The 3,540-nt window shown below is 70.0% G+C and carries 4 protein-coding genes and 1 pseudogene; 3 read left to right on the forward strand and 2 right to left on the reverse strand.

All coding sequences use genetic code 11. The annotated features are described in order from the left end of the window. Both IE312_RS40595 and IE312_RS17800 read right to left on the reverse strand, forming a co-directional pair. Positions 1-146: pseudogene (locus IE312_RS40595) on the reverse strand (nicotinamidase); the annotation flags it as partial. Between the two features lie 95 nt (positions 147-241). Continuing rightward, entirely contained in the window at positions 242-1,588 is a 1,347-nt protein-coding gene (locus tag IE312_RS17800) for a nicotinate phosphoribosyltransferase (RefSeq protein WP_189982909.1), read from the reverse strand. 65 nt (positions 1,589-1,653) lie between these two features. Here IE312_RS17800 and clpS point away from each other — a divergent pair, with 65 nt between their 5' ends. From clpS to IE312_RS40600, 3 genes are all read left to right on the forward strand, one after another. Continuing rightward, positions 1,654-1,962: an ATP-dependent Clp protease adapter ClpS gene (gene clpS / locus IE312_RS17805; protein WP_189294522.1), complete on the forward strand. Its 309-nt coding sequence runs from the start codon at positions 1,654-1,656 to the stop codon at positions 1,960-1,962. 9 nt (positions 1,963-1,971) lie between these two features. Continuing rightward, positions 1,972-2,577, forward strand: a complete 606-nt coding sequence (locus IE312_RS17810; RefSeq protein WP_189982911.1) for a DUF2017 domain-containing protein — start codon at positions 1,972-1,974, stop codon at positions 2,575-2,577. A gap of 341 nt (positions 2,578-2,918) precedes the next feature. After that, on the forward strand, positions 2,919-3,540 hold a 622-nt coding region (locus IE312_RS40600), incomplete at its 3' end, for an amino acid permease (protein ID WP_229899992.1).

Here is a 3,540-nt window from a genome sequence, read left to right on the forward strand (position 1 = left end):
GCCACCACGTGCCGGTACCCGGTGCCCGCCGCCTGGCCGATCAGCTCGGTGATGGCGGCGGCCACGTCGGCACCGCCGGCCACGGCGAGGCTGCCCCCCTCGCAGAAGTCGTTCTGCACGTCTACGACGATCAAGGCGCGGCGCATGGTGGGTGTCCTTCGACTGAGAGTGAAGTAACTGAGCCTAGAGACTTCCGGGCCCGGGCGGGAGGGGGCGTTCGAGGGCGGACGGCGGTCCCGCTCTAGCTACCCGAGCGCCCTTGTACGTACTCCGTCGGGAGAACGGGTTCCCCCCTGGACAGCTGCGTAGCGGACAGCGGCAGGCCGGCGCGGGCCGCGATGTGCCGGTCCCGGGTGACGTCCAGCGGCTCCCGGGCGACCACCTCCCCGCCCTTGACCAGCTGCACCAGCAGCTGCCGGTCGGCCAGCTCGGCCGGGACCGGCCCGGTGCCGACGACCTCGGCCTCGGCGACGCCGTCCGCGTCCAGCCGGCGCGCGGCCCACTTGCGCCCGCCGACGGAGACCTTGCCGCCGCTGGACTTCTTCGCGACCGGTACCAGCGGCGCCTTGGGGTCGGCCGACTCGGCGCGCGCGACCAGCTTGTAGACCATGGAGGAGGTCGGGTGCCCGGACCCGGTCACCAGCTGGGTGCCGACGCCGTACGCGTCCACGGGCGCGGCGGCCAGCGAGGCGATGGCGTACTCGTCCAGGTCGGACGTCACGACGATCTTGGTGTCGGTGGCGCCCAGCTCGTCCAGCTGCTGCCGCACCCGGTGCGCCACCAGCAGCAGGTCGCCGGAGTCGATGCGGACCGCGCCCAGCTCGGGGCCGGCCACCTCCACCGCGGTGCGGACGGCCTCGGCGACGTCGTAGGTGTCCACCAGCAGCGTGGTCCCGCGGCCGAGGGTGTCCACCTGGGCCTGGAAGGCGTCGCGCTCGCGGTCGTGCAGCAGGGTGAAGGCATGCGCCGAGGTGCCCACGGTGGGGATGCCGTAGCGGAAGCCGGCCGCCAGGTCGGAGGTGGTCGCGAAACCGCCGACGTAGGCGGCGCGGGCGGCGGCCACCGCCGCCAGCTCGTGGGTGCGGCGGGCGCCCATCTCGATCAGCGGGCGGTCGCCGGCGGCGGAGGCCATCCGGGAGGCGGCCGCCGCGATCGCGGAGTCGTGGTTGAGGATGGACAGGATCACCGTCTCCAGCAGGACGCACTCGGCGAAGCTGCCCTCGACGCGCATGACCGGCGAACCCGGGAAGTACACCTCGCCCTCCGGGTAGCCCCAGATGTCGCCGCCGAAGCGGTAGTCGGCGAGCCAGTCCAGGGTCTCCTCGTCGACGATCTCCCGCTCGCGCAGGAAGCCGAGCACACCGGCGTCGAAGCGGAAGTTCTCCACCGCGTCCAGGACCCGGCCGGTGCCGGCCACCACGCCGTACCGGCGCCCGTCCGGCAGCCTCCGCGTGAAGACCTCGAACACGCTCCGCCGTTCGGCCGTACCGGCCTTCAGGGCGGCGCGCAGCATCGTCAGCTCGTACTGGTCCGTGAAGAGCGCTGTCGAGGGAACGTCCACCGGCAGCCCAAGGTCCGCTGTGTTCATGACCAGGGATCGTACTCCCTTTTCGTCGGTGTGACGATTTATGGGCGCCGTGGGAACATGGCTGTGTGACGTCACCCGCGCCCGTAGAGATCGAACGCACCGAGTCGGCGGAGGAGGTCTTCGCCGTACCCGAGCCCGACGTCCCCTGGGTCACCATCGTGCACAACGACCCGGTCAACCTCATGAGCTACGTGACGTACGTCTTCCAGACGTACTTCGGCTACTCCAAGGACAAGGCCACCAAGCTCATGCTCGACGTCCACCACAAGGGCCGGGCGGTCGTCTCCAGCGGCAGCCGCGAGGAGATGGAGCGCGACGTGCAGGCGATGCACGGCTACGGTCTGTGGGCCACCCTCCAGCAGGACCGGAAGTAACGCACGCAGATGCCCGGACACTTCGAACCGCTCACCGGCGGCGGCGCGGCCGTCGCGCTCGACGACGTCGAGATCTCCATCATCCGGTCGCTGGCCGTCCAGCTCCTGGAACTCATCGGTCCCGGCCCCGGTGCCGCGGCCCCGGAGGACCCGCTCGCCGAGCTGTTCGCCGAGGGCCCGAGCGAGCCGCCCGCCGACCCGGTGCTCAGGCGGCTCTTCCCCGACGCCTACAGCGATCCCGAGGAGGCGCCCGCCTCGTCGGCCGAGGCCGAGCAGCGACGGGCGCACTCGGCGGAGTTCCGCCGCTACACCGAGAACGACCTGCGGGCCGGCAAGCGGGAGAACGCGCTGGGCGTGATCCGCAGCCTGGACGCGCTCGCGCCGGTGGACGAGGGCGGGGCGGTGCTCGAACTGACCCCCGAGGAGTCCCGGCAGTGGCTCGGCGCCCTCAACGACCTCCGGCTGGCGATCGGCGCCCGGCTGGAGATCAGCGACGAGGACGACACCGATCTGCTGTACCGGCTCCCGGAGGAGGACCCCCGCAAGCCGATGGTGCTGGCCTATTTGTGGCTGGGCGGACTCCAGGAAACCCTGGTGTCGACTCTGCTGCCGTAGTCGGTTGCCCCGGTTCGACCAGTTTCGCCCCGCTGGGCGTTCGCTCAGAGGACACTCAAATCCGGATAACGATCCCGTCACCTTTGTGGCCGGTTTTGGCGCATTCGGGCGCTCTTTGTCCGCTTTTACCTGTGTGATGGGCCACATCCCACCTCTGTGATCAGTATTGCGGCCGTGATAAATCTTCACGACCGCCCGGCCGACACCACCCATGTCCGGCCGGGTGCGCCACCGAGCCGACGACCGTCGGCCAGGCAGACAGCTCCATCATCCGGGGGGATCGAGACCCGATCCGAGGCCGACTGAAGGCCCGGGTCGGCATGGAGAAAGGCGCACCACACATGACCTCAGCGCAGGTCGACCAGCATCGCGACGGCAACGAGGCCGTCCGGGCGGAGGGCAGCGAGGGCGAGGGGTATCAGCGCGGGCTCGGCGCCCGGCAGATCCAGATGATCGCCATCGGCGGTGCCATCGGCACCGGCCTGTTCCTGGGCGCGGGCAAGGGCATTTCCAAGGCCGGCCCCAGCCTGATCCTGGCGTACGCCATCGCCGGCCTCGTCATCTTCTTCATCATGCGCGCCCTCGGCGAGCTGCTGATGTACCGCCCGGTGTCGGGTTCGTTCTCGGAGTACGCGCGCGAGTTCATCGGCCCGTTCGCCGGTTTCGTGACCGGATGGACGTACTGGCTGTTCTGGGTGGTCACGGGCATCACCGAGGTCACCGCGGCGGCCTCCTACATGACCTACTGGTTCGACACCCCGCAATGGGTGTCGGCGCTGATCTTCACGGTCGTCCTGTACGGCGCCAACCTGATCTCGGTGAAGCTCTTCGGCGAGCTGGAGTTCTGGTTCTCCATGGTCAAGGTCACCGCCATCATCGGCATGATCCTGATCTGCGCCGGCATCCTCACCGTCGGTTTCTCCGACGCCGGTGACACGGCCTCCGTCAGCCACCTGTGGAGCG

This window comes from Streptomyces capoamus (assembly GCF_014654935.1).
Taxonomy (GTDB): Bacteria; Actinomycetota; Actinomycetes; order Streptomycetales; family Streptomycetaceae; genus Streptomyces; species Streptomyces capoamus.